General features: G+C 69.2%; 21 protein-coding genes. 11 read left to right on the plus strand and 10 right to left on the minus strand.

Annotated elements, in window-relative coordinates:
* Window positions 1-12: 12 nt before the first annotated feature.
* Entirely contained in the window at window positions 13-1,398 is a 1,386-nt protein-coding gene (locus ABZX37_RS04860; RefSeq protein ID WP_354736040.1) for an amidase, read from the plus strand.
* On the opposite strand, the gene ABZX37_RS04865 is transcribed toward ABZX37_RS04860, so the two are convergent.
* Window positions 1,391-2,254 (minus strand): CoA ester lyase, encoded by an 864-nt coding sequence (locus ABZX37_RS04865; protein WP_354736042.1) that lies wholly within the window; start codon window positions 2,252-2,254, stop codon window positions 1,391-1,393. The genes ABZX37_RS04860 and ABZX37_RS04865 overlap by 8 nt on opposite strands.
* Window positions 2,251-3,321 (minus strand): CoA ester lyase, encoded by a 1,071-nt coding sequence (locus ABZX37_RS04870; RefSeq protein WP_354736044.1) that lies wholly within the window; start codon window positions 3,319-3,321, stop codon window positions 2,251-2,253. Before ABZX37_RS04870 ends, ABZX37_RS04865 begins: the two co-directional genes overlap by 4 nt.
* 420 nt (window positions 3,322-3,741) lie before the next feature.
* On the opposite strand from ABZX37_RS04870, the gene ABZX37_RS04875 reads away from it, so the two are divergent.
* From ABZX37_RS04875 to ABZX37_RS04885, 3 genes are read left to right on the plus strand one after another with little or no spacing between them, the layout of a single operon-like run.
* On the plus strand, window positions 3,742-4,404 hold the full coding sequence (locus tag ABZX37_RS04875; RefSeq protein ID WP_037809258.1) for a hypothetical protein: 663 nt from the start codon (window positions 3,742-3,744) through the stop codon (window positions 4,402-4,404).
* Window positions 4,405-4,445: 41 nt separating this feature from the next.
* Window positions 4,446-5,096 (plus strand): SDR family oxidoreductase, encoded by a 651-nt coding sequence (locus tag ABZX37_RS04880; protein WP_354736046.1) that lies wholly within the window; start codon window positions 4,446-4,448, stop codon window positions 5,094-5,096.
* Window positions 5,096-6,040 carry a ribose-phosphate pyrophosphokinase gene (locus ABZX37_RS04885; protein WP_354736048.1) on the plus strand — a complete coding sequence of 315 codons (945 nt, stop codon included), beginning with the start codon at window positions 5,096-5,098 and terminating at the stop codon, window positions 6,038-6,040. Before ABZX37_RS04880 ends, ABZX37_RS04885 begins: the two co-directional genes overlap by 1 nt.
* A 12-nt stretch (window positions 6,041-6,052) precedes the next feature.
* Here the strand turns inward: ABZX37_RS04885 and ABZX37_RS04890 are convergent, their stop codons facing one another.
* The gene (locus ABZX37_RS04890; RefSeq protein WP_354736050.1) at window positions 6,053-7,354 is read right to left on the minus strand and encodes a D-arabinono-1,4-lactone oxidase; all 1,302 of its coding nucleotides are present in this window, start codon (window positions 7,352-7,354) and stop codon (window positions 6,053-6,055) included.
* A 99-nt stretch (window positions 7,355-7,453) separates the two neighbouring features.
* Between ABZX37_RS04890 and ABZX37_RS04895 the strand changes: the two genes are divergently transcribed.
* Complete coding sequence (locus ABZX37_RS04895; protein ID WP_354736052.1) at window positions 7,454-8,641, plus strand: amino acid deaminase/aldolase; 1,188 nt, start codon at window positions 7,454-7,456, stop codon at window positions 8,639-8,641.
* Between the two features lie 333 nt (window positions 8,642-8,974).
* On the opposite strand, the gene ABZX37_RS04900 is transcribed toward ABZX37_RS04895, so the two are convergent.
* A complete protein-coding gene (locus ABZX37_RS04900) occupies window positions 8,975-9,634 on the minus strand; it encodes a TetR family transcriptional regulator (protein ID WP_354736054.1) in 660 nt (219 codons plus the stop codon).
* A 114-nt stretch (window positions 9,635-9,748) separates the two neighbouring features.
* Here ABZX37_RS04900 and ABZX37_RS04905 point away from each other — a divergent pair, with 114 nt between their 5' ends.
* The 4 genes from ABZX37_RS04905 to ABZX37_RS04920 are packed head-to-tail and all read left to right on the plus strand — an operon-like array spanning window position 9,749 to window position 13,242.
* Window positions 9,749-11,071: a GH1 family beta-glucosidase gene (locus ABZX37_RS04905; RefSeq protein WP_354736056.1), complete on the plus strand. Its 1,323-nt coding sequence runs from the start codon at window positions 9,749-9,751 to the stop codon at window positions 11,069-11,071.
* Window positions 11,064-12,323 carry an MFS transporter gene (locus ABZX37_RS04910; protein ID WP_354736058.1) on the plus strand — a complete coding sequence of 420 codons (1,260 nt, stop codon included), beginning with the start codon at window positions 11,064-11,066 and terminating at the stop codon, window positions 12,321-12,323. The genes ABZX37_RS04905 and ABZX37_RS04910 overlap by 8 nt, the downstream gene beginning before the upstream one ends.
* A 41-nt stretch (window positions 12,324-12,364) precedes the next feature.
* On the plus strand, window positions 12,365-12,829 hold the full coding sequence (locus ABZX37_RS04915) for a MerR family transcriptional regulator (protein WP_354736060.1): 465 nt from the start codon (window positions 12,365-12,367) through the stop codon (window positions 12,827-12,829).
* A complete protein-coding gene (locus tag ABZX37_RS04920; RefSeq protein WP_354736062.1) occupies window positions 12,826-13,242 on the plus strand; it encodes a carboxymuconolactone decarboxylase family protein in 417 nt (138 codons plus the stop codon). Before ABZX37_RS04915 ends, ABZX37_RS04920 begins: the two co-directional genes overlap by 4 nt.
* A gap of 48 nt (window positions 13,243-13,290) precedes the next feature.
* Here ABZX37_RS04920 and ABZX37_RS04925 read toward each other — a convergent pair whose 3' ends face one another.
* The 3 genes from ABZX37_RS04925 to ABZX37_RS04935 all read right to left on the minus strand — a co-directional run bounded on the left by ABZX37_RS04925 (window position 13,291) and on the right by ABZX37_RS04935 (window position 19,850).
* A complete protein-coding gene (locus ABZX37_RS04925) occupies window positions 13,291-18,495 on the minus strand; it encodes an RHS repeat-associated core domain-containing protein (protein ID WP_354736064.1) in 5,205 nt (1,734 codons plus the stop codon).
* Window positions 18,496-19,050: 555 nt separating this feature from the next.
* Window positions 19,051-19,476 (minus strand): hypothetical protein, encoded by a 426-nt coding sequence (locus tag ABZX37_RS04930; RefSeq protein WP_354736066.1) that lies wholly within the window; start codon window positions 19,474-19,476, stop codon window positions 19,051-19,053.
* A gap of 14 nt (window positions 19,477-19,490) precedes the next feature.
* Window positions 19,491-19,850, minus strand: coding sequence for a hypothetical protein (locus tag ABZX37_RS04935; protein ID WP_354736068.1), 360 nt, complete (start codon window positions 19,848-19,850; stop codon window positions 19,491-19,493).
* A 328-nt stretch (window positions 19,851-20,178) separates the two neighbouring features.
* On the opposite strand from ABZX37_RS04935, the gene ABZX37_RS04940 reads away from it, so the two are divergent.
* Both ABZX37_RS04940 and ABZX37_RS04945 read left to right on the plus strand, forming a co-directional pair.
* Complete coding sequence (locus ABZX37_RS04940) at window positions 20,179-21,579, plus strand: helix-turn-helix transcriptional regulator (RefSeq protein ID WP_354736070.1); 1,401 nt, start codon at window positions 20,179-20,181, stop codon at window positions 21,577-21,579.
* 16 nt (window positions 21,580-21,595) lie between these two features.
* Complete coding sequence (locus ABZX37_RS04945) at window positions 21,596-22,486, plus strand: aminoglycoside phosphotransferase family protein (protein ID WP_354736072.1); 891 nt, start codon at window positions 21,596-21,598, stop codon at window positions 22,484-22,486.
* A gap of 171 nt (window positions 22,487-22,657) precedes the next feature.
* On the opposite strand, the gene ABZX37_RS04950 is transcribed toward ABZX37_RS04945, so the two are convergent.
* Genes ABZX37_RS04950 through ABZX37_RS04960 form a run of 3 tightly spaced genes read right to left on the minus strand, consistent with a single transcriptional unit; the run spans window position 22,658 to window position 24,995 of the window.
* Window positions 22,658-23,686 carry a CopD family protein gene (locus ABZX37_RS04950; RefSeq protein WP_354736074.1) on the minus strand — a complete coding sequence of 343 codons (1,029 nt, stop codon included), beginning with the start codon at window positions 23,684-23,686 and terminating at the stop codon, window positions 22,658-22,660.
* A complete protein-coding gene (locus tag ABZX37_RS04955; RefSeq protein ID WP_354736076.1) occupies window positions 23,683-24,246 on the minus strand; it encodes a copper resistance CopC family protein in 564 nt (187 codons plus the stop codon). Before ABZX37_RS04955 ends, ABZX37_RS04950 begins: the two co-directional genes overlap by 4 nt.
* Window positions 24,246-24,995, minus strand: coding sequence for a YcnI family protein (locus ABZX37_RS04960; RefSeq protein WP_354736077.1), 750 nt, complete (start codon window positions 24,993-24,995; stop codon window positions 24,246-24,248). Before ABZX37_RS04960 ends, ABZX37_RS04955 begins: the two co-directional genes overlap by 1 nt.
* Window positions 24,996-25,067: the final 72 nt, after the last annotated feature.

The raw sequence follows: 25,067 nt of genomic DNA on the forward strand, positions 1-25,067 counted from the left end.
GAGGTTCCACTAGTGACCGAATTGGCCGACCTGACGGCTAACGAGTTGGTAGCTGGGTACCGCGCGCAGACGTTCTCGCCGGTCGAAGTCACCGAAGCCGTCCTCGCGCGCATCGATGCCCGCGAAACCGAACTGCACGCCCTGTACGCGTACGACGCAGCTTCAGCGCGCGAAGCAGCGAAGGCGTCCGAAGCACGCTGGCACGCTGGCGAACCCTCCGGTGCCATCGACGGCGTACCGCTGACACTGAAGGAAAACATCGCCTCCTACGGCGTGCCCACCCCGCTAGGCACCGCCGCTACTTCCTTAACACCCGCAGCCGCTGACGCCCCCGCTGCAGCCCGCGTACGCGAGTCAGGCGCAGTACTGCTGGCAAAGACGACCATGCCCGACTACGGCATGCTCACCTCAGGCCTTTCAAGCTTCCACGCCGCTTCGCGCAACCCGTGGGACGTCACGCGCACTCCCGGCGGTTCCAGCGCAGGAGCCGCCTCCGCAGCCGCCGCAGGCTACGGCCCCTTGCACGTAGGCACCGACATCGGCGGCTCGATCCGCCTCCCCGCCGGTTGGTGCGGCCTAGTCGGCCTGAAACCCAGCTTCGGCCGCGTACCAGTCGATCCGCCCTTCCTCGGCCGCGTCGCCGGACCCCTGACCAGGACCGTCGCCGACACCGCCCTGCTGATGAGCGTCCTGGCCCAACCCGATTCGCGGGACCACCTCAGCCTGCCGCCAGCGTCGATCGACTGGCTCTCCCTGAGCAGTTCGCTAGATGGCCTGCGCGTCGGCCTGCAACTGGACCCCGGCGTCGGCCTCCCCGTCACTTCGGAGATCGCCGACGCAGTCACCGCCGCCGCCGTTCTGTTCTCGTCCGCAGGCGCGATCGTGGAGCCTGTCGCCCCGTTCCTGACTCGCGACCACCTGGACGGCCTGGACATCTTCTGGCGAGTCCGTGCCTGGTCGGACATGGCCGCACTGACGGAAGACCAACGCGCCCAAGTCCTGCCGTACATCGCGGATTGGGCGGCCGGGGGCGCGAGCGCGTCCGGTGTGGACACTTACCGCGGTTTCGCCGCCATCGACGCGATCAGCGTGGCCGCCCTGCGCGCGACCGAACCGTACGACGTGGTCCTGTCGCCGACCTGCCCCGTCGGACCGCCGCCCGCCGACTGGCCGTCCCCGACAAACGACCCGACGCGGCCGTTCGAGCACATCGCTTTCACCGTGCCGTACAACATGTCCGGCCAGCCCGCGGTATCTCTGAACTGCGGTTATACCCCGGAGGGTTTGCCGATCGGCCTGCAGATCGCGGGACGTCGGTTCGCGGACCTGGAGGTCCTGCGGGTCGCGGCGGAGTTCGAGAAGCTGCGCGGGGAGCAGCTTCCTTGGCCGGTTAGCTAGCCGCCCCGATCGCCTCCGCCAACGCCAGCACCCGCCGCGCGTTCTCGACATGCAGGTTCTCGATCATCCGCCCATCCACAGTAACCACACCGCGTCCCTCGGCCGAAGCCTCCTCGAACGCCGCGATGATCCGCTGAGACCGGTCGATCTCCTCCTCCGAAGGCGCGAAGACCCGGTTGCAAGGCTCCACCTGCGAAGGATGGATCAACGTCTTCCCGTCGAACCCGTACTGCCGCCCCTGCAAGCATTCCGCCTCGAACCCGGCCGCGTCCTTGACGTCGTTGTAGACGCCGTCCAGGATCACCTTCCCGGTCGCGCGAGCGGCGAGCAGACACAGCGAAAGCCCGCCCAGCAACGGTCCCCGGCCCGGCACGAACTCCGCGTGCAGTTCCTTCGCCAGGTCGTTCGTGCCCATCACCAGTACGGTCAACCGTTCCGACGCGCCCGCGATCTCGGAAGCGTGCAGCATCGCGATCGGCGTCTCGACCATCGCCCAGATCTTCGTGTGCTCCGGCGCTCCGCCAAGCTCCAGCGCGCGCTCGATGTTGTGCACCTCAGCCGCCGAGTTCACCTTCGGCACCACCACGGCGGCGGGACCGGCGGCAGCCGCAGCGCGCAGGTCGGCGTCGTGCCATTCGGTGTCCAGGCCGTTGACTCGGATGGTCACTTCGCGCGAGCCATAGGTGCCGACAGCAGCGCAGACCCGTTCCCGCGCGGCTTCCTTCGCGTCCGGCGCGACGGCGTCTTCCAAGTCCAGGATCAACGCGTCCGCGGGCAGCGTCTTCGCCTTCTCCAGCGCGCGTTCGTTCGCGCCGGGCATGTACAGCACGGACCGCCGCGGGCGGAGTTCGGTCATGACTGGATCTCCTTCGTCGCGGCGTCGTACGCGGCGGCCAGTTCGGGGTCGTCACCGGCCAGTTCGTCCGCCAGTTCCACGACCACCCGGCACTGCTTGACCGAGGCGTCGTCCTGCATTTTCCCGTCGATCATCACCGCGCCGGTGCCGTCGCCCATCTCGGCGATCACGCGCCGGGCCCACGCCACATCCGCGGGGGACGGCGAGAAAACCTTCTTCGCGATGTCGATCTGCACCGGGTGCAGGCTCCACGCGCCGACGCAGCCGAGCAGGAACGCGTTGCGGAACTGGTCCTCGCACGCCACCACGTCGCGGATGTCGCCGAACGGTCCGTAGTACGGAAGGATTCCGTTCATCGCGCACGCGTCGACCATCCGCGCGACCGTGTAGTGCCACAGATCCTGCTGATACGTCGTGCGGCCCTCGTTGAGGTCGTCGCCGACCGGGTCGGTGCGCACCAGATATCCCGGGTGGCCGCCGCCAACACGGGTCGTCTTCATCCGGCGGCTCGCGGCCAGGTCGGCCGGGCCCAGCGAGATGCCCTGCATGCGCGGTGACGCTCCGGCGATTTCCTCGACGTTCGCCACGCCGCTCGCCGTTTCCAGGATCGCGTGCACCAGCAGCGGTTTCGTCAGCCCGGCCCGCGCCTCCAGTTGCGCCAGCAACCGGTCGACGTAGTGAATGTCCTGTGCGCCTTCGACCTTCGGGACCATGATCACGTCGAGCTTGTCGCCGATCTCGGTGACCAGGGTGATCAGGTCGTCCAGCACCCACGGCGAGTCGAGGCTGTTCACCCGCGTCCACAGCTGCGTGCGGCCGAAGTCCGTCGCCTTCGCGATCGACACCAGCCCGGCGCGCGCGGCTTCTTTGCGGTCGGCGCGGACCGCGTCCTCCAGGTTGCCCAGCAGCACGTCGGTCTTCTTCGCGATGTCCGGGACCTTCGCGGCCATCTTTTCGTTGCCCGGATCGAAAAAGTGGATCATGCGCGACGGCCGCACCGGGATCTGCCGCGGCGGCTGCGGCGCTCCTACGGCGAGCGGGGCGAAGAAGTCCTTCGGCGAGCGCATCCTGGTCCTCCCGGCGGGTACTTGACCGACGGGTAACCCTAAACCGGAGACCCGAACCCCCGCTGCGGCGAAGCTCACCCGCCATCCGGGTGACGCCGGTGACCAGGGGAAGTCCACTGTGGAACCCGGTTGATTAGGCCGATCGGAGTAAGGCGTTGCGCCGCCTGCCTCGCCCCCGCGCGGGTGGCGCGCCACCCAGGGGAAGCGCTCCGTGCGCACCACTCACCCCCGGCTCACTCGGTTGGCCGCACGGTCGGGCTGAAGTCGAACGACCGCCTACCGACCGGTCACCGACCGCTGAGCGCCGCCGATCGCACGCGGCCGGGCAACCCGGAGACCTCGCGTCTTTGCCCTGGTACTCAGTTCATGTACCGGTTTTCGCCGGTGCTTGAGGAACAGGTGCTTGAAGGAGGCGGACTCGTGGCGGCTACCCCACAGAACACCGAGCGCTCGACGGTCGCCGGCGGTGCGAAGCGCAGCCGGACGACGGCGAGCCGGGTGCTGCCGCCGATCGAGCTCCCCGCGAGCGTCGACGAGCTGGCGCGCAAGGCCGCGGCCCTTCTGGGCTGGAACGGCGTGGTGCTGCCCGCGACGACCCTGCTCGGCCGCAAGGTCAGCATCGTCGCGAAGCTCAAGACCGACGTGCACGCGGAGCGGATCGCGATGGGTGTCGGTCCCGTCGCCGATCGCGCCCTCGTCGACACCTGGACCTGGCCAGAGCTGGCCGCGACCGCACCCGCGCCGGCCGCCGAGATCATCGGCGTCCTCGCGGTCGCCCGGCACTGGCGGACCGCGATGGCCTCCGCGGTGCCCTTTTCGCGCTACGGCGAGGCCGCGATGGTGCTCCCATCGCCTGCCGTGCTGACCGACGACTACGTGACGAACTGTCTGCCGCGCGCCCGCGCCTACGGCCTCGCGGTCGTCACCGCCGACCCGTACGCCACCGCCGACCTCGACCTCGACACCCACCACGACCGGGTGCTGCTGCAGGAGGACCCGGTTTCGCGCTGGGTCAACGAGATGGCCTACGACCTGCTGCTGCGCGAGGACTCCGACGCCCCCGTCCCCGCCGAGGCGGACTGAAGCACCGGCGTCGGTCCGCGCGCGGCGATAGAGTCGGGTTCATGCGAGTCGTCATTGCTGGCGGACACGGCCAGATCGCCCTGCACCTGGAAAAGCTGCTCGCGCAGCGGCACGACGCGCCGGTCGGCATCGTGCGCAATCCGGATCACGAAGCGGACCTGATCGCCGTCGGTGCCGAGACTGTTGTGCTCGACCTCGAGAAGTCCGATGTAGACGCTGTCGCCAAGGCGCTCGAAGGCGCGGACGCCGCGGTGTTCTCCGCCGGTGCCGGCCCGGGCAGCGGCGAGGGGCGGAAAGACACGGTGGACCGCGGCGCGGCCGTGCTGTTCGCCGATGCCGCGCAGCGCGCTGGCGTCCGCCGGTTCATCCAGGTCGGTTCGATCAACGCGGACAAGGCGGACGACCCCGGCTTCGACCCGGTTTTCGCCGCCTACCTGCGGGCCAAGCGCGCCGCCGAGGAAGACCTCAAGGCCCGCGACCTCGACTGGACGATCCTGCGTCCCGGCCGCCTCACCAACGATTCCGGCACCGGCCAGGTGAAGATCGCGGAGAAGGTCGACGGCGGGGAGATCCCGCGCGAGGACGTCGCCGCGGTGCTGCTGGCGCTGCTCGACACTCCGGCGACGGCCCGGCGCACGCTTGAGCTCGTCTCCGGCGACGATTCCATCGCCGACGCGCTGTCTCGGATCTGATGCGCGACATCGCGGTTTTCAGCGGCAGCGCGCATCCCGAGCTCGCCGAAGAAATCTGCGCCAACCTGGGCGTTCCGCTGCTTCCGGTGGAGATCGACCGGTTCGCCAACGACTGTCTCCAGGTCCAGCTCCAGGCCAACTGCCGCGAGCGGGACGTCTTCCTGATCCAGCCGCTGGTCAAACCGGTCCAGGAACACCTGGTCGAGCTGCTGCTGATGCTCGACGCGGCCCGCGGCGCCTCGGCCGCGCGCACCACCGTCGTGATGCCGCACTATTCGTACGCGCGCTCGGACAAAAAGGACGCGCCGCGGATCTCCATCGGCGGCAGGCTGGTCGCGGATTTGATGGTCACCGCGGGTGCGAACCGCGTGCTCACCATGACGCTGCACTCGCCGCAGGTGCACGGGTTCTTCAGCGTGCCGGTCGACCACCTGCACGCGCTGCGCGAGCTGGCGCGGTACTTCCGGCAGTACGACCTTTCGGAAACCACGGTCGTGTCGCCGGATTTGGGCAACGCCAAGGAAGCCGCGCATTTCGCCCGGCTGCTCGGCGCGAAGGTCGCGGCCGGTGCGAAGCAGCGGTTCGCCGACGACCGGGTCGAGATCACGTCGGTGATCGGTGAGATCGCCGGCCGCGACATCATCGTGCTGGACGACGAGATCGCGCGCGGCAGCACGGTGCTGGAACTGCTGGACCGGCTGCGGGAGATGGGCGCGCGGTCGATCCGGGTGGCCTGCACGCACGGGCTGTTCGCCGACGGCGCGCTCAAGCGGATCGGCGGCCAGGAGGACGTGCTGGAGATCGTCTGCACGAACACGGTGCCGGTGCCGGTCGAGGAGCGCACGGAGAAGCTGCGGATCCTGTCCATCGCCCCGGCGCTGGCCGAGGCGATGCGGCGAATCCACAATGGAGAGTCGGTCAGTTCGCTGTTCGAGCCGAACTGATCCCGGAACTGATCAGACGCTTCCGAGGACCCGGTCGAGATAGGTGTTGGCGAACGTCCCGGCCGGGTCGCACTCCTTCCGCACCCGCAGGAAGTCGTCGAAGTGCGGGTAGCGGGTGCGCAGCACGGACGCGTCGAGATCGTGCATTTTGCCCCAGTGCGGCCGCCCGCCGACCTGGCCCACGACGTTCTCGAACGCGGCGAAGTACTCGCGGTAGGGCATGCCGAGGAACTGGTGGATCGCGATGTACGCGGAATCGCGGCCGTTCGCGGTGGACAGCCAGATGTCGTCGGCCGCGGCCACGCGCACCTCGACTGGGAACGCCACCGGATCTTTCAGCCGCGGCACCACTGTCCGCAGTTCGGCCAGCACGTCGAGCACTGATTCGCGCGGGACCGCGTACTCGGACTCCACGAACCGCACGCCGCGATGGGTGACGAAAACGCGGTGCGAAAGATCGCTGTACTCGCGCGGCGACGACACCTGCGAGGCGAACGCGCCCAGCGGACGCACCAGTTTCGGCACCGCGCGGCCGAGCCGGCAGAGTCCGCCGAACGCGACGTTCTCAGTGAGCTCGTAGTCCACGAACTGTCGCAGGCGGGACAATGGTTTCCGCTCGGCGTCCACCGGCAGCCGGTTGTTGCGCTTCACCAACGCCTTGGTGCCGTAGGGAAACCAGTAGAACTCGAAGTGGTCGTTGTTCGCGGCGTTGTCGTCGAAGCCCTCGAGGACCTGCTCCAGCGGCTCCGGACGTTCCTGCGCGGAGAGCACAAAGGACTGTTCACATTGGAGGGTCACGGTGCTGATGACGCCAAGCGCGCCAAGGCCTACGCGGGCGGCGTGGAACAACTCCGGACGCTCGTCGGCCGAACAGCGGACCAGGGAACCGTCAGCGAGCACGAGTTCCAGCGCGACGATCTGCGTCGAGATTCCGCCGAAGCGCGCACCGGTGCCGTGCGTGCCGGTGGAAATCGCGCCAGCGATCGTCTGTGCGTCGATGTCGCCGAGGTTCGTCATGGCGAGCCCGAGCGCGTCGAGAGCGGCGTTGAGAGTGCGCAAAGTGGTGCCGGAACGGACGGTGACCTGCTGCGTTTCGAGGTCGGCGCGTTCGATGCCGGTCCAGGCGGTGAGGTCGAGCGCGTCGCAATCGGCGGCGGCGATCGCGGTGAACGAATGCCCGCTGCCCCACGCGCGGACGCGGTGCCCCGCCTCGGCGATCCCGGCCACGACCTCGGCGATCTCGGCCGCGCTGCGCGGCCGGTGCACCCGTTGCGGGGTGGCCTTGGCCGTTCCGGCCCAGTTGCTCCACGTCATTGCGGCACCTGTTCTTCGCTGGAAGGTTCCCACGATAGATGCCGGAACCGTAAGTGAATAGTATTCGCGTTTCAAGCGTTGTTGTCGTACCGTAAGTGCGTGACCACCTCAGCGCACGGGTACGACCTCGCGACGAAGGACCTGGATCCGCCGCTCGCGATCGTCGACCTGGACGCCTTCGACGCCAACGCCGACGACCTGCTGCGCCGGGCCGCGGGCAAGCCGATCCGGGTGGTCAGCAAGTCCGTGCGCTGCCGTGCGCTGCTGGAGCGGGCGCTCGCGCGAGACGGCTTCGAAGGCCTGATGTGCTACTCGCTCGCCGAGGCCGTTTGGCACGCTGAGCTGGGCACTTCCGCCGACATCGTGGTCGCGTACCCGACCGCCGACCACGAAGCGCTCCGCCGGCTGGCCGCGAGCGAACGCGCCCGCGCGGCGGTCACGATCATGGTCGACTCGACCGAACACCTCGATCTCGTCGACGCCGCGCTCGGCCACGGGCACCCGGACATCCGCGTGTGCCTCGAACTCGACGCGTCCTGGCGGCCGCTGCCCGGCGTGCATGTCGGGACAAGGCGTTCGCCGGTGTTCAAACCGGGGCAAGCCGCCGCGGTGGCGCGGAAGATCGTCGCCCGGCCGGGCTTCCAGTTGGTCGGGATGATGGCGTACGAAGGCCAGATCGCCGGACTAGGCGACGCCGCCGGGAAAGGCCTGCAGAACCGGGTGATCGGCTGGATGCAACGCCGATCCGCAGCGGAACTGGCCCGCCGCCGGAGTGCCGCGGTGCGTGCCGTGCGCGAGGTCGCTGACCTGGAGTTCGTCAACGGCGGCGGCACCGGAAGCATCGAGACCACCGGCGCGGAGAACGCGGTCACCGAGATCGCCGCCGGTTCCGGCTTCCTCGCGCCGACCCTGTTCGACGGCTATTCGCACTTCCAGCCGCGCCCGGCCGCGTTGTTCGCGCTGCCGGTGGTGCGTCGTCCGGCGAAGAACGTCGCGACGCTGTACTCCGGCGGCTACATCGCCTCTGGCCCGACCGGCCATTCTCGCGAACCGTCGCCGTACCTGCCGGAAGGCTTGCGCCTGCTGGGTTTCGAGGGCGCCGGCGAGGTGCAGACGCCGGTGACCGGCGAGGCCGCGCGCTCCCTGCGCCTGGGCGACCGGGTCTGGCTGCGGCACGCGAAGGCGGGCGAATTGGCCGAACGGTTCCTGCAGTACCACCTCGTCCGCGGCAGCCAGGTAGAACGCACCGTCCCGACCTATCGCGGCGAGGGCCAGAACTTCGGCTGACCGCGGGCTGGCGAGCGCCCCAATGTGGCATTGGGTGCATCTGACGCACCGAACGCCACATTGGGTGCGTCTGACGCACCCAATGCCACATTGGGGTTTCTCAGGTGCGCGGCGCACAGTGGTTTCGCAGCAGCGGTACTCGCGGGCGATGCAGAGCGCCGACTGGCGAGACGGGCTGCGCGGCCTCGCTCCCGCGGAAGTCCGTGAGGGGAACCCTGACGGAATCAGATTCCCTCAGGGTGGCCCTCACGAACCTTGGCAGGGTGCAGTGGGCCCGCCACGGCCTCAACGGCTGAGTCGCTGAACGCACCCAATGCCACATTGGGGAAGCGCTCAGTCGCCGAATTTGCTTGCCAGGTAACCCTTCACCACGTGCTTGGCCTCGGCGACGATCCGCTCGTCCCCGTTCGGGTCGCGGCGGAAGGCGAGTTTCAGCAGCGCGTCCGCCGTCTCGTTGGCGATCGCGATGGCGAAGCGGAGTTCGTCGGCCGGGCGGTCGACGTGCCCGCGCAGGATTTCGACCAGCGAGTCCGCGATGACCGAGTTGTTGTCGCGGTCGTCGGCCAGCAGCCGGACGTCGATGACGTCTCCGAAGTGGACCTTCGAGAACCCCGGCACCTCGCGGTGCATCTGCAGGTAGATGTCGAGCACCGAGTCGACGATGTTCCACCAGTGCTCGGGGCTGAGCTGCTGCAGCCGCTCGTTCACCGCGGCCACGAACCCTTCCAGGTTCCGCTGCGTCAGCGCCTGCACGACCGCGCGTTTGTCCGGGAAGAACTGGTACAGCGACCCGACCGCGACGCCCGCGCGTTTGGCGATCAGCGTGGTGGTGAGCGCGTCGTAGCCGAGCTCGTCGATGAGCACGGCGCTCGCGTCCAGCATCTGTTCCACCCGCCGGGCGCTGCGTTGCTGAACCGGCTTTCGCCGCAGCGGTGTGGGTTCAGCCTGGGTCTCGGCCACGTCGTTCCTCGGAGTCTCTCGCGATTCACTCATCTGATCTGGGACTTTAGCGCCCCGCGGGGCTTCCCCCGAGACGAGTGACGACCTAACATATGAGAACTTTTCACGTTCACCCGCGAGGGTGTCCGAAGGCAAGGGGTGCTCAGCGTGGACCATCCGACCTTCCCGCCCGGCTTCCTGTGGGGTGTCTCGACCTCGGCGTTCCAGATCGAGGGGGCGACGGCCGAGGGCGGCCGGGGACCGTCCATCTGGGACACGTTCACCGCCACCGAAGGCAAGATCGCCCGGGGCGAGGACGCCAAGGTAGCGGCCGACCACTACCACCGCTACTCCGAGGACATCGCCCTGATGGCGGAACTCGGCGTCGGCGCGTACCGGATGTCGATCGCGTGGCCGCGCATCCAGCCCGACGGCGCCGGCAAGCCCAACGCGGAGGGACTTGCCTTCTACGACAAGCTGATCGACGAGGTATGCGCGGCCGGAATAGCTCCGGCGATCACGCTCTACCACTGGGACACGCCGCAGGCGATCGAGGACGCGGGCGGCTGGCGCTCGCGCGACACCGCCTTCCGCTTCGCCGATTACGCCACGATCGTGGGGGAGCATTTCGCCGATCGGGCGAAACTCTGGATCCCGCTCAACGAGCCGATGGTCATGTCGATCTACGGCTACGGCATCGGCGAGTACGCGCCCGGCGAGTTCCTCCTGCTCGACGCGCTCCCCACGGCGCATCACCAGAACCTCGCGCACGGACTGGCCGTGCAGGCGCTGCGCGCGGCGGGCGCGACCGGCATCGGCACCGCGAACAACCACTCGCCGATCTGGCCGGACCACGACACGCCCGCGGATCGCGCGGCCGCCGACTGGCTCGACGCACTGATCAACCGCACTTTCGCCGACCCGATGCTGCTCGGCAGCTACCCCGAGCAGGTCCACCCGCACCTGCCGGAGAACTTCGCCGACGACCTGGCCACCATCGCGCAGCCGCTCGATTTCTACGGCGTCAACTACTACGAGCCCCAAGGCGTCACGGCTCCCGGCGAGGGAAACCCGCTGCCGTTCGAACTGCGCCCGGTCGAGGGTTATCCCATGACCACCAACGATTCGCCGATCGTCCCGCAGGCGTTGCGCGATCTGCTGGTGTCCTTCCACGAGCGCTACCGCGAACACCTGCCGCCGATCCAGATCACCGAAAACGGCTGCAGCTTCGCCGACGAACCGGCCGCCGACGGCACCGTGCCAGACCCCGAGCGGATCGAATTCCTCGCCGGCCACCTGCGGGCGCTGCGCGAAGCGATGGATGCCGGCGTCGACGTCCGCGGATACTTCGTCTGGTCGCTGCTAGACAACTTCGAATGGTCCAAGGGCTACGCGCCGCGGTTCGGGCTCGTGCACGTGGATTACGAGACGCAACGCCGTACGCCCAAGGATTCCTTCGCCTGGTACCGGAAGCTGGTCCGCCATGAGTGACACCGCCGCCGCTGTCCCGGACGTCTTCGCCGAGCCGGTCAAGCGCGTCCGCGCCGGGTGGATGACGCTGCTGTTCCTCGCGAACATCGCGCTCTGGCTCGGCGTTTACGCGCCGATCCAGGTGCTGCTCCCGCAGCAGGCCGAACTGCTCGACGCCGCGCACAAGGAAACCGTCTTCGGCATCGTGACCGGCATCGGCGCGGCCGTCGCGCTCGTCGCGAACCCGGCGATCGGCCTGCTCTCGGACCGCACCTGCTCGCGGTTCGGCAGGCGGCATCCGTGGACGATCGCGGGCGGCGCGATCGGCGCGGCCGGGCTGCTGGTGCTGGCCGAGGCCCCGAACGTCGTCGTGATGACGATCGGCTGGTGTCTCGTGCAGGCCGGGCTCAACGGCATGCTCGCGACGCTGATGTCCGGCATCGCCGACCGCGTTCCGGTCGGGCAGCGCGCGCAGGTCGGCGGGCTGGTCGGCATCGCGCAGATGCTCGGCACCGTGCTCGGCGCGGTGGTGGTCGTGGTGATGCTCGACCTCGCCGGACTGCCGCTCGGCTACGCCGCGTGCGCCGCGATCGTGCTCGCCGGCGCGGCGGCGTTCGTCCTCCGCACCCCGGACGCGCGGCTGCCGGTGGAGTTCCGCCCGAGCGGCCGGATCCGCGAAATCCTCGCCGACCTGTGGGTCTCGCCGCGGCGGCATCCGGACTTCGCGTGGGCGTGGGGCTGCCACTTCATGATCAACCTCGGCAACGCGTTCGGCACGCTCTACCTGCTGTTCTTCCTCAAGGACGCGGTGCATTACCCAGATCCGGACAGCGGCCTGCTGATCATGATGGGCTTGTACGGCGTCGCGTTGGTGATCGGCGCGGTGCTGGCCGGGCACTTCTCGGACAAGTCCGGCAAACGCAAGCCTTACGTCCTCGGCTCGGCAGCGATCATGGCGTTGGCCGCGTTGCTGCTGGTGATTTGGCAGAGCTGGCCGGTGGCTTTGGTGGCGTCGCCGCTGCTGGGCGTCGGGTTCGGCGTCTACATGGCGGTCGCGCTGGCGATGCTCACGCAGGTGCTGCCCGCGGCGCAGAACCGGGCCAAGGACCTCGGCGTGGTCAACATCGCGAACTCGCTGCCGCAGGTGGTCGCGCCGCTGCTCACGACGCTGATCCTGCACTGGCTGGGCGGGTATCCGGGGCTGTTCGCGGCGTCCGCGGTGGCGACTTTGCTGGCCGGGATTTTGGTGACCCGGGTCCGGTCGGTGGGTTAGGGCTTGCGTTTGAGCGCGCTCACAGGCTTAGCGTCTTCGGCATGGAGAAGGAAGACGCGCTGACCGAGGCGCTGCGCCTGGCGGTCGACCCGCCAGGCACGGTGTCGGTCGAAGCACTGCGGGAGCTGGCCCGGGACGACGACGCGAACGAGTGGGACATCGCCACCACCGCGGAACACCTCGGGCTGAACCCGCACACGCTGCGGTACTACGAGCGGATCGGGCTGGTCGAGGTCGCCCGCGACAGCGCCGGGCACCGGGTTTACGACGCGGCATCGGTCCGTCGGCTGGTGTTCCTGACGCGGATGCGTGTCTCGGGCATGCCGATCAGCGACCTGCGCCGCTACATCGAGCTGGTTGATTCCGGCGCGGACACCGTGCCCGAACGGCGCGAAATGCTCCTGGAGCACCGCGACACCCTGCGCGCGCAGATCGCTCAGCTGCAGCTTTCCCTCGCCGCCACCGAATACAAGATCGCCACTTACCAGGAAGGCCCGCTCCCGTGACCCAGTACGACATCGACAGCCCGGAAAACCTCGCCCGCCGCAAGAACGGGCTCGAGGTGCTGTCCCGCATCGACGGTCACCAGGGCGAGGCCGTCATCGATTCCCTCGCCGACATCAACCCCGCGCTCGGGCACCACGTGGCCGCGTTCGCCTTCGGCGACATGTACGACCGGCCCGGCCTCGACCCGCGCAGCCGCCAGCTGGTCACCCTCGGCGTGCTGACCGCACTCGGCGGCTGCGAACCGCAGCTGAAGGTGCACATCGGCGCGGCGCTGAACGTCGGCCTCAGCCGCGAGGAAATCACCGAGGCGCTCATGCACTCGGCGGTCTACGCGGGATTCCCCCGATCGCTGAACGCCACCTTCGCCGCGCGCGAGGTGTTCGCCGCGCGCGACGCGGAGGAAACCGTCTGACGTCCGCGAAGCCCGGCGAGGTTCTCTTGCCGCGCCGGGCTTCCGGGGTTACTTCTTCGCGTTCTTCTGCGCGTTCTCCACCCACTCGGCGGCCGTGTCCGCGTGCTCCTTGGCCGCCTTTTCTATGTCTGCTTTGCTGGGCTCGCCGACCCCGTCCAGATACTTCTTCTTCTCGGGGTCGCTCCACTCCTTCGGGTCGTACTTCCCGTTCTCGAGGTCGTTCCAGTCCTTCTGGGTCGGCCCCTTGCCCTGCGCGTTCCGGTTGCCCCACTCGGTGCGCATGTCGTTGCCGTCGAGCGGCTTGTCCGGGCGCTTCCAGTCGGGGTGCGGGTCGGAGTTGATGTCGACCGGCTTGCCCTTGTCGTCGAACCGGTGCGGGTGGCCGTCCGGGGCCTTGTTGAACTCGTCGATCGTGGGATGCCGCCCGGACGGCTGGGGCAGATTGTGGAAACGGTCGATGATGCCGTCCACGTCTTTCTGCGTGTAGTTCTTCGGGTTTTCCTTGAGGTCAGTGAATTCGTTGAAGGACTTGTGCCACTCCTTGAATTCCTTCCCCGCTTTGTCGCCGCCGGGCCAGTCGAAGTCCGCGCTGTCGCCGATGTCCCGGGTGGCCCGGTTCATCTCCTTCGGATCGGTGATGCGGTCCGCCTGCTGGCCGATCGGGGTCGAATGCTTGTTGAGGGTCGGGTGTTCCCTGGTGGCATAGCCGCCGGTCTTGTCAAGGGATTCGCTCGGCCACTTCGGCTTCTCGGTGGTGATCTTGTCGTTCTTGCCCACCTTGATCTTGCCCGCGACCCCGTCCTCGATTTTGTCGATCCGGGTGGAGACGCCGCCGATCCCGGCGTTGGTGTGCTGCGGGCCGAGCGGCAGGTTCTTGGGCTGGTTGTGCAGCTTCGGCAGTTCTTCCTCGGCGTACTTCTTGGTCAGCGCGCTTTGTTTCTCGGTCGGCTGCTCGTGCACCCAGTTCTTCAAGCCGTCGCGCATCTTCTGGAACGAGATGATGTGCCGCTGGGCGACGTCGCTTCCGGCCTTGTGGAACGGATCGTTTTTGTCGCCGATCTGGTTCTTGCGCGCGTTCTTGGCGTCTGAGTTCCACGCCATCCGGTTCCAGACGTCTTCCTTCTTTTTCTTCGCGTCCCCCTTGTCGGCGGAACCGTCGTCGTCCTTGTCGCGCTTGCGCTTGTTGTCGGCCTTGCCTTTGCCCTTGTCGGCCGAGGCGGAACTGGTGCTCCCGCCGCCGTTGTCGGAGTTGTGCTTGGCGGTGGAGTCCGCGGGCGGCGGGTCGGTGTCCTTGCCTTTGCCCTTGTCGCCGCATTTGAGGCCGAGCACGTCGGTGGCGGCGAACGGGTCGGGAACGTAGTTGCTCGGGTTCGGCCCGCCCTCCAGTCCCAGCGGGTCCTGGCTGATGTACCGGGCGACGGCCGGGTCGTAGTAGCGGAAAACGTTGTAGTGCAAGCCGGATTCGGCGTCCGCGTACTGGCCGGGGAACTGCAGCGGGATACCGCCGGGCTGGACCTTGCCCCACAGCGAACGCCGAGCGCTCCAGGCGAGACCGCCGTGCTCGTCGATCAGTTCGGTCGGGGTGCCGATCGCGTCGGTGACCACGGACGCGAACCGGTCGCCGCCGGGGCCGCGTTCGAACTGGGTGACCGGTTCGTCGCTGCCCGGCCTGCGTTCCCAGGTGGTCGTCCGGCGCACCCCGGCCGGGTCGGTGTGCTCCTGTTCGATGAGCACGAAGCCGTCCCACACGAACCGGGTCGATTCCGCGACGGAGCCGTCGGCCAGCAGGCGCTCCTTGGCGATCCGGCGGCCGAGCGGGTCGTACCGGTAGCGCCATTGCGCGCCGTCCGGCGTGCGCAGGCCGGTGAGCAGTTCGCCGGTCCACGAGTACTCCCACACCCGCACGCCGCCCGGATGCACCTCGCGGTGCCGGATCCGGCGGCCGAGGGCGTCGTAGTCGGCGGACAGGCCGGAGCTGCCCGACCAGGCGGTCAGTTCGCCGGCCGGGTTGTAGCGCAGCTCTTCCGTGCCCGCCGCGGAGGACACCGTGACCACGCGTCCGGCCGGGTCCCGCGTGTAGGCGGTCTTCCCGGCAAGGCTGTCCTGCACCGCGGCGAGGCTGCCGTCCGCGTAGTACTCGAGACCGCGCCGCCGCACCGGGGATGTTCCACGGGAAACCTGCTGCGCGGTGACCAGCCCGCGCGGGCCGAACGCCTGCTGCAGGGTGCTGACCCCGTCGGTGTCGCGGGCGAGCACGCGGCCCTCGTCGTCCAGCCGGTAGCGCACGGTGTGCCCGGCGGTGGCCAGCGAAACCGGCCGGTCTTCCTCGTCGAACGTCCACAGGCTTTCCGCACCGGACGGCGTGCGGCGGCGGATGGTCTGGCTCTCCTCGTCGTAGGCGAAGTGCACCTCGACGCCGTCGATCGCCTCGCGGACGACCCGGCCGTACAGGTCGCGGTCGAACTCCACCACCGAGTCCGCGGACTCCGCGCGCACGACGTTGCCGACCGGGTCGTACGCGTAGCGCACGGTCCGGTGCGGGCCGCGGATCTCGACCCGGTTGCCGAGCAGGTCGTACTCGTTCTCGGTGACTGAACCGTCCGGCTCGGTCACGGCGACGGTCTGCCCGGCCGCGTCGTAGGCGTAGGTCCGGGTCCGGCCGTCGAAATCGGTCTGCGCGACGAGCCTGCCGAGCGGGTCGTAGGTGTAGGTCCAGGTGCGGTTCAGCGGATCGGTCACCGACGTCAGCCGCAGCTCGGTGTCGTAGGTGTAGCTGGTGCGCGCGCCGGAGGGGTCGACGACCGCGGTGACCATGTCGAACGGCCCGTACTCGCGCTTGGTCGCCCGGCCGAGTTCGTCGACGTGCTCGATCTCGTTGCCCTCGCGGTCGTACCGCCACATCGCGCGCTCGCGGCGCACGCCGACGCGCGAGGCGGGTTTGCCGTCGACAGTCCAGCCCAGCTGCACGCGCCCGCCGCCGACCTCAGGAGCGGTGCGCGGCCGGCCGAACTGGTCCAGCTCCTCGTCGGAGACCTCGGCTTCGCCCAGGAAGCCCGGCAGCTCAGGCACGGCGGGCTGGTCGTACCGGCGCTGCCAGATCCGTCCGCTGCCGTGCACCGTGATCGAAGCCAATTCGACGCCGTCGTGCTCCAGTTCGGCGAGACTGCCGTCGGGACGGGCGATGGTGAGCGGCGTGCCGTCCTCGTCGTAGGTGTACTCGGTGACCCGGCCGAGCGGATCGACCCGGCGGAGGAGATTTCCGTAGCGGTCCCATTCGGAGCGCGTCACGTTGCCCAGCGGATCGGTCTCCCGGACCGGCCGTCCCTCGAGGTTGTACTCGTATTCCGAGGTGTGGCCGAGGGAATCGGTGAACCGGGTGATGCGGGTTTCGGGGCGGAACTCGAACGCGCCGCTGTAGAAGCCCTGATCGCCCTCGGTGCGCACGCAGCGGCCTTCGGCGTCGTAGACGTAGCGGTAGGCGACCCCGTTGCGGTCTTCCCAGCTCGTGACCCGGCCGTCGGGATCGTAGGTGTAGCGCATCGCGGTGCCCGAGGAGTTGATGACCTCGGAGAGGTGGCCGCGGTAGTTGTAGCGGTAACTGCGCACGACGACGTCCGGAGCCGGGCCGTCGCCGATCATCCGCAGTTCGGTGACGCGGTGCCCGTCGGTGCGGAAGCCGACCTGGATCCCGCTGGAATGCGTGAGCAGCGCCGGCGCGCCGGAGTCGGCATAGGACAGTTCGGTCCGCGCGCCGTCGGCGTCCTCGATCGAGCGCAGCGGGAAGGCCTTGCCCTCGCCGGAAAACCGCATCGTCCGGTCCGGACGCACCTGGTCGATGGTGCAGCTGCCGTCGGCGTGCCTGGTGAGCGGCCAGCGCGCGCCTTCCGTCGGCAGCACCGGCTCGTCCCCGGCTGGCAGCGGGTAATAGAGGGTGACCCCTTCCGGCCCGTAGTACCGGATGTACTCCTCGCCGAACTCGAGCCGTTGGTCCACAGTGGACGACCAGGTCGAACCGAACCAGCGCCCGGAGCGATACGACGACCGATGCGTCCGCCGCATCAGCAGGTCCGGCAGTTCGAGGTCGTAGTCCTCGACGAGCACCTCGCCGGTGGAGATGACGACCGGGTCGGTCAGGCAAGGCGGATCGGCGTCGCCCTCCTGCTTGGCGTTGGACGCCTCGGTCTTGTCCTTCGCCGGGTCGGGCTGCTCGTTCCCGCCGCGTTCGTTCTTGTTCGCGCCGCCCTCGGCGCCGCCGTTGCCCTGCGCCTCGTCCTTCGCGGGTTCGCGCGGGGGCGGCTCGTGGTTCCCGCCGCCCTTGTTCTCCGGCGGCGGACCGTCGTGCGCGCCGGAGGTATTGGTGGACTCGTCCTTGGCGGGCGGCGGTTTCTCGCCGCCGCCACCGCCCTTTTCGTTCGGGGTGTCCTTCGCGCCGGAAGGCTTGGTGGAGCCGCCGCCGGGAGACTTGATCTCCTTCGGCGTGTGCGTGGCCTCCTTGCCGCCGCCCTTGATGCTCTTCATCGACTTGGCGACGTTCTCGAACAGGCCCTTGGTCTTGGTGAGGAGCTTGCCGAGTTCCTTGAGCGCCTTGGTGAGGTTCTTGACCAGTTCGGCGATCTGCTTGGCGGTCTTGGCCACCAGGTTGACCACCTGCGGCACCACCCAGGCCATCCCGATGCCGAGGGTGAACAGCACCTGCAGCGCCCACGAGATCAGGTGCGCCACGACCTGGGCGATGATGTCGCGCACGAGCATCCGCACCGCGCCGACGACCTCGCCCGCGGTCTTCACCCCGCTGCCCGCGCCTTCGCAGGCCTGCGCGGCGCCTTCGAGGGTCTTGGCGACCTCCTCGGCCTGCTTGCGGTAGGCGTCGGCGCTGCCGCCCTCCCAGGACTCGATGTCCTTTTTGACCTGTGCGGCCAGATCCTGGGAGACCGACGAGACCTCTTTGGCGACGTTCTTCCAGGTCTCGGAGTACGCGTGCACCTGGTCCGGGTCGCCGGCCAGTTTGTCCAGCGCTTCCTTGAGCGGGCCGACGTGTTCGATCAGCCAGCCGACACCCGCGGCGAGGATCGCGCCGAACGGGTCCATCACCGCGGCGAGCGCTTCCATGCCGACCCCGACCGCGCCCATCACGGTCGCCGCCCAGTCGCCGGACTCGATGCCGTCCTTCAGGCCCTTGCCAGCCTCGAGGATCGAGATGCCGGAGATCGCGGAGGTCGAGTCCTGCTTTTCGGCGACCAATGGATTCGACATACCGGCCCTTCTTCGCGCTCAACACATTCACTTGGGCGCGCAGCCGAATTCGAACGCACAGACCCCCGTAACAGGTTACCGAGAGTTCTCGCGAGCTTGCCTCGGTGTTGCGCTTATTTACGCCGGTGGTGCCCGCGCTTGCCAGCGGGCCAGCGGTAAGCGCGCAAAACCCGCCGCAGAGCTCCGGAACTCGGAGTCGGCGGCGGGTCTGGGAAGTGGAACCGCGGGCCGGTGCCGGTCGGGGGAGGGGAGTGCAACGGCACCGGCCCGCGGAGTTCTGGGTCGCGACCGGCGCGGCGGCACCGGTGCGATGATCTTCAACCTAGCGTCCGATTACTGCGTCCGCTAGGTGTTCTGCCGGACATTTTTCGATTAATCGCGTTCGCGGACTAGAGGTGGCCGAGGGCGGTCCGTCTCGCTCGGGGGGACGGACGGACCAGCCCTCGGCCGGGCGAGGATGCCGGGCGGCCGAGCCGGTTGGGGCAACCGGGCTCGCCGCGCGCTCGCCAGTTGAGGTCGAATGGGTGATCCGCCCGGACTCACCCATCCGAGGGGTCAGGCGCTGACCGGACGCGGCTTCACCAGGGCGTGCCTGCCGGTGGTCTCCGCGGCCGATTCGGCTCGCCGGTTCTGGCCGGGCACGGTGGGAACCGCGGCGCGGCGGCGGGTCGGACGGTGCCCGGCGGCAGCGGACAGCGCTTGCGGGGCCAGGCCGCCGGCGACCAGGTGCTCGTGCGCCACCTGCCACACCGAGCACGGGGCCTTGCAGCGGTGCCAGCGCGTCGAGCAGGTGGGGCAGTCGCCGCGCTCGTCGGGCTCGTGCGCCTGCAGCATCGCGCGCCAGCCCTCGGCGAGCCGGGGCAGTTCGGAGCGGGCGACCGAGACCAGCGACGGGGCGTCGGCGCGTTCCGCCAGGTCGGACAGCATGTCGAGGCGCTCCCACACGGCGTTGCGGAGAACCTGACCGAGAACCTGATCCATGGGGAAACTCACCGTCACCTTTCCGCCATCGTGGCGGCTTCGTTGAGCGCGGCCCGGAGCTGGCCGAGCTGGCCGGACGTGAGGCGGGCGGTCTCCCCGGGCGGGGACACCACGACGACCTCGTCGTCCTCGACGAACACCGTCACGGCGCGCTCGCGGCTGATGAGATCTCCGCACTGCACGCGCCACACGACCTGGCCGCCCTCGAAATGCCGCACGCCCGCGGTACGCGGGTCAGCGGACACCGAAGCGGCGACAGCGGAAGCGACAGTAGGCGGCACCGGGCGTGCCGTGGTGATTCCCGGTGCGGCCGGCCGTGCGGACCGCACCGCGGTCCCGGCGTGTCCTCCACCGAGCGAATCCACGAACTCCACTGTCCCTCCACGCTCTCTCGTCCCGGGCCGGCGCATCTTGCGAGATGCACCTGTCCCGGCAGATCTGTGTCGTCGGGTCCATCGCTCTCCGTGATCGCTGCGGGTGTCCGAGCAGTGACGGAGATCTGGCAACTACAGTGAAGTGAAACCGGGTGCGAGAGAAGGTCGAAACCGCGTCATAGCGGTGACCGGACCGCGTTCCACGGTAAGCGGTCAGCGGAGTTCGGCCCTGCCGATCAACCCGGCTGTCCGCGCGTTTCACAAGGTTCTCGCGTGTGCTTAGGGTGCTGATCAGACGCCCAGGAGACGGTGAGGGGGCGCAATGGCAATGGATGCCAGTGCTGGCAGTGGTTCCGGAGTCTCTCACGCAGACGCCCGGTCAGGCGGTCCGGTTCCGGCCGACGCCTGGGAACAGCCCGACATGCGGGAGGCGCTCGCCGCCCGCGAGGTCAGCGCCGTGTACCGGCTGTTGCGCAAGCACGGAGTATCGCAGCGCCAGATCGCCGCGATGACCGGCCAGTCGCAGTCCGAGGTGTCGGAGATCCTCAAGGGTCGCCAGGTCATGGCCTACGACGTGCTCACGAGAATCGCCGACGGCCTGGGTGTCCCCCGTGGATACATGGGTCTCGCCTATGACGAGACCACGGCGATACGGGTCGTCGGCGCGTCCGACGGCCGGCAGGCTGAGGAGGACGAGTCCGTGAAGCGACGGAGGTTCCTCGCGCACGCCGCCCAGGTCACGATGGGTGCGGCGGTGTTCGGTCCGGAATCCGGCACGTGGTCGGAGGCGCCCGCGCGCACTCCCGCCCCCGGGCGCATCGGGACGACCGACGTGCGCCAGGTCGAGGCGGCGACCAGAGCGTTGCGCGCGCTCGATTACCAGTACGGCGGCGGATTCTGCCGCGACGCGGTCGTCGCGCAGCTGTCGTGGGGCCAGCAGATGCTCGACTCCAGCGCGGCCGAGCAGGTGAAGACGCGGCTGTTCACCGCGATCGCGGACCTGCACAGCCTCGCCGGGTGGACGTCCTTCGACACCGGTCTGATGGACTCCGCGCGCGGGCATTTCGCGCAGGCGCTCGACCTGGCCAAACAGGGCGGCGACCACCACCTGGTGGCGAACGTGCTGTACCGGATGGGCCGCGTCTACCTGCACCAGGACGCCGCGAACGACGCGCTGAAACTGTTCCAGCTCGGCCAGATCGCCGCGCAGGAATCCGGTTCCGAGCTGGCCGTCGCCGTGCTCTGCGCCAACGAGGCGTGGGCCTACGCGATGATGGGCAACGAGGAGCAATCGGTGAAGCTGCTCGGCCGGTGCAAGGACGAATTCGCCCGCGCCGACCTGGCCAAGGCCGAATCGTGGGTCAAGTTCTTCAACGAGACCGACGTCTACGCGATGACCGGCACCGTGCACACCGTGCTGGCGATGAAGAACCCCGAGCACACGAAGTACGCGATCCCGGCGCTGAGCCGCGCGGTCGACGCCTACACCGACGACATGGCGCGCAGCAAGGCGTTCATGCTGAGCGCGCTCGCCACGAATCACCTGCTCGAGGGCGATATCGACCACGGCGTGAAGATCGGCGGCAAGGCCCTCGAATGCGCGGAAAGCATCAAATCCGCGCGGGTCAAGGACCGGTTGCGGCCCCTGCAGGTGGAAGCCGAGCGGCGAAGCAACAACCCCGACGCCCGTGACCTCGCCGACCGGCTCAAGATCTTCTACGCGGCCTGAGCCGACCGGATTCGCTTTGCCCGAAGGCAGGTTCACCCCTGCGAAACTGCGCCGGGTGCTGGCCGCCACGTGCGCCCGGCTGGGTTTCGACCCGGCGGGCGCGCGCCTGCTGCGGTTCACCAACAACGCGGTCTTCGCGCTGAACGGGGCGCCGGTCGTCGTGCGGATCGTCGGGTCCACCCGGCTGCGCCACCGCGTCGGCACGGTCGTGCGCGTCGCCGAGCATTTCGCCCGGCACGACGTGCCTGCGGTCCGGCTGCTGGCCGGGGTCGAGCAACCGCTTGACGTGCAAGGACACCTGGTCACGGTCTGGGATCTGGTGCCGTTCGCCGGGCCTCCGCCGACGCCTGCCGACCTCGCCGGACTGCTGCGCCAGGTGCACGCCCTGCAGCCGCCGGACGGCCTGCCCGAATGGGAACCGCTGCGCTCGATCGAGGCCCGGGTCGCCGACGCCGAGGAACTGGCCGACGCCGACCAGCGGTTCCTGCTGGAGCGCTGCGCCGAGGTGCAGGACCGGCTCGACGCCCTGGATTTCCCGCTGGCCAGGGGATTCGTGCACGGCGACGCGCATCCGGGCAACGTGCTGCCCGGCCCGGACGGCCCGGTGCTGTGCGATTTCGATTCCTCCTGCGTCGGCCCGCCGGAATGGGATCTGACGCCGCTCGCCGTCGGCCGCGAACGGTTCGGTGACCCGCCTGCCCGGTATGCGGAGTTCGCCACGGCCTACGGATTCGACGTGACGGCCTGGCCGGGGTTTTCCGTGCTCAGGGCGGTGCGGGAGCTGAAGCTGACGACGAGCGTGCTGCCGATTCTGCGCAGTCATCCGCCGGTGCGGGCTGAACTCCGCCGTCGGCTGGCGGACCTTCGCGACGGCCGGACGGCCACCGCGTGGACGAGATACCGTTGAGCGGGATTCTGCACGTGCATTCGCAGACTGCAGATGACCGTTCAACGCTTTCCCGACGATGGCTGACGGGGTATCGCTGCGCAGCGAGAATTCGGTCCGGCAGGTCGCCCCAGTCAGCGTACTGCTAGTCCCATTGTGCAAGTTGCGGCTACCCGCCGTCACTTCGGCCGGTCAGGACACCGCGACCGGGGCCCGGGTGAGCACCACCGCGAAGCCGAAAGCGAGACCCATCACGGTCAGTTCCAGCGTGGCCCACGACGCGAGCGCCGTCCGCTGGTGTCGCACGATGCGCGGCATCAGCCGCCACCGCAAGTTGGCCGCCAGCAGCGCGATCGCACCGGTGCACAGCACCTTCAGCACCATCAGCTGGCCGTACGGCGTGGTGAACACGCCCGCCCAGAAGCCGATCGTCGGATTCGCCAGGATTTCCACGACGCCGTTGAACAGACCGGTCACCGCGGACAGCACCAGACAAAGCGTCGCCAGTTTCGAGAACCGCGGCAGCGCGTGCGCGAGCAGCGTCCGGTTCGCGGCGAGGAGCACGATCATCGCGCCGAGGCCGCCGCACCAGGCGACCGCGCTCATCACGTGCAACTCCATCGAGATCATCGTGTAGTCGTGATAGGCCCAGTTCGACGCGTGACCGGTGACCGGCAACGGCAGCAGCGCGAACATGCCGAGGCCCACCCGCACCTCGGCGGGCACCTTCTCGCCCTTGCGCAGCGCGACGAAGCCGAGCGCGGCGTGCAGCAGCGCGAGCACCGCCACGATCACCAGCGCCTTGCCCGCGCCGACGTCGGCGATGTAGCCGCCGATGTCGCCGCCGGTCAGCATCTTCCTGCCCGGCTTGTACTCCGCGGTCTGCAGGATCAGCGCGACCACCGCGGTCGCCGCCCAGATCAGCGCGGCGGCGACGGCGGCGGGACGGGCCCGGCGCATGACCGGTTCGGTGAGCTTCGGCCGGTCGTAGCCGACCAGCACGGACAACAGGGCCAGCCCGATCGTCGCGACCGCCGAAAGGTCCAGCAGCACGCGCACGATCGGGATGGCCGCCGAGACCACCTCGCTGGGTTCCACCACGCCCGGAATGGGCGAGGACGCGGTGAGCGCGATGCCGATCAGCGCGCCCAGCAGTCCCGCGACGACCACGCAGGCGAGCGTGGCCCAGCGGACGGCGGAGGTGGTCTCGGCTCGCGTCACTGGTCCGCCTTGTCCGATCCGGGGTCGCGGCCGGTGCGCAGCGCGACGGTGAGGCCGATCGCGAGCAGCACCACCGCACCGGCGATCCACACCCAGATCGGCACGCCGCTCGACGACGAGGAATCGGCCGGAGCCGACTGGGCCGGGGCCCCGGCCGCCTTGGCCGCGTCGCCCTTCGCCGGGGTGCCGTTGCCCGCGGCGGTGAGGGTGAACGGGATCTCGCCGGACACCGGGTGCCCGTCGGCGGAGAGGACCCGGTAGCCGACGGTGTACTTGCCCGCCGGGCCGAGCGGCCGCAGCGGCGCGCTCAGCACGTTGTTCTCCACCGTCACCGGACCCTCGGCCCACTGGCTGCCGTCCGGTCCGGTCACCGCGATCTGGTTGACGTCGGCGTTCTGCACGTACTGGTCGAACGTGAGCGTGACCTTCGCCGGGCCCTTGGCGACGGAAGCGCCGTTGGCCGGGTCGGAGTTGATCAGCACGTTGTGCGCCAGCGCCGGGGTGGCCGTGCCTAGCAGGGCCACCCCGGAAATCGCCAGCGCGAGAAGCGCTTTACGCATTACTTGGTTCCTTCGGTCTTTCCTGCGGCGGGACGACGGGAGCGCAGCACCGCGCCCGCGCCGACGCCGAGCCCGAGCGCGCCGACCACGAGGCCGGCCCCGCCGAGCCAGCGCGCCGTGTTGTCCGACGACGAGGCGGCCTCGGCGTTGTCACCGGCCGCCGTGGTCTGCGTGTGGCCGCCGTGCTCCGACGATTCGGCGGCGGCGAGCTTGATGGTCGGGGCGGGGTGCTCCGGCTCCTCGCCGCTGGGCGGGGTGGGCTGGTTCCAGTCCACCACTTTGCCACCCTCGTACGTCTGGACGGCGGGGAATTCGAGCTGGTCGACGTTCGACGGCAGCGGGCCGCCGCTGACCTCGAACTCCTGGAACTCGGTCGAGCCGATCTTCGTGCCCGGCTGCGCGGTCCAGACGACCTTCGTGACCGCCTCGGTGATCTTCGTGCCGGACGCGGTGGTCACCGGCTGGGGCAGCTTCGACTTGGTGACCTCGGCGGTCCAGCCGGGGATCGGCTTGGTGCGGAAGTTGCCGATGCCGTACTCCGGTTTGACGTCGACCTCGACCTTGATCGTGCCGAGCTTCGCGTCCTCGTTCGGGACGCGGAAGAAGATCGTGCCGTAGCCGCCCTTGGCCGGCTGGTCGCCGTAGACGTTGGCGGTCACGTGCGCGGACGCGATGCCCGCGCCGAGCAGACCGGTGGCGGCGACGGTCGCGGCGAGCACGCCGGCGCGACGGAAGACATGGTGGGACACAACTGCTCCTGAACAGGGGTGAGCCGGCGGAGGCAGAGCCTGCGCCGGAAAAGGGGGAAGGGGTGGTGAGCG

Source organism: Amycolatopsis sp. NPDC004079 (genome assembly GCF_040610415.1).
Taxonomy (GTDB): domain Bacteria; phylum Actinomycetota; class Actinomycetes; order Mycobacteriales; family Pseudonocardiaceae; genus Amycolatopsis; species Amycolatopsis halotolerans.

Coding starts and splice junctions, on each gene's coding strand:
- ABZX37_RS04890 (WP_354736050.1), bottom strand. CDS start 7,354: ATGACGTGGAGCAACTGGGCCGGAACGGCCAAGGCCACCCCGCAACGG.
- ABZX37_RS04865 (WP_354736042.1), bottom strand. CDS start 2,254: ATGACCGAACTCCGCCCGCGGCGGTCCGTGCTGTACATGCCCGGCGCG.
- ABZX37_RS04885 (WP_354736048.1), top strand. CDS start 5,096: ATGCGCGACATCGCGGTTTTCAGCGGCAGCGCGCATCCCGAGCTCGCC.
- ABZX37_RS04900 (WP_354736054.1), bottom strand. CDS start 9,634: ATGAGTGAATCGCGAGAGACTCCGAGGAACGACGTGGCCGAGACCCAG.
- ABZX37_RS04910 (WP_354736058.1), top strand. CDS start 11,064: ATGAGTGACACCGCCGCCGCTGTCCCGGACGTCTTCGCCGAGCCGGTC.
- ABZX37_RS04880 (WP_354736046.1), top strand. CDS start 4,446: ATGCGAGTCGTCATTGCTGGCGGACACGGCCAGATCGCCCTGCACCTG.
- ABZX37_RS04955 (WP_354736076.1), bottom strand. CDS start 24,246: ATGCGTAAAGCGCTTCTCGCGCTGGCGATTTCCGGGGTGGCCCTGCTA.
- ABZX37_RS04940 (WP_354736070.1), top strand. CDS start 20,179: ATGGATGCCAGTGCTGGCAGTGGTTCCGGAGTCTCTCACGCAGACGCC.
- ABZX37_RS04915 (WP_354736060.1), top strand. CDS start 12,365: ATGGAGAAGGAAGACGCGCTGACCGAGGCGCTGCGCCTGGCGGTCGAC.
- ABZX37_RS04930 (WP_354736066.1), bottom strand. CDS start 19,476: ATGGATCAGGTTCTCGGTCAGGTTCTCCGCAACGCCGTGTGGGAGCGC.
- ABZX37_RS04870 (WP_354736044.1), bottom strand. CDS start 3,321: ATGCGCTCGCCGAAGGACTTCTTCGCCCCGCTCGCCGTAGGAGCGCCG.
- ABZX37_RS04925 (WP_354736064.1), bottom strand. CDS start 18,495: ATGTCGAATCCATTGGTCGCCGAAAAGCAGGACTCGACCTCCGCGATC.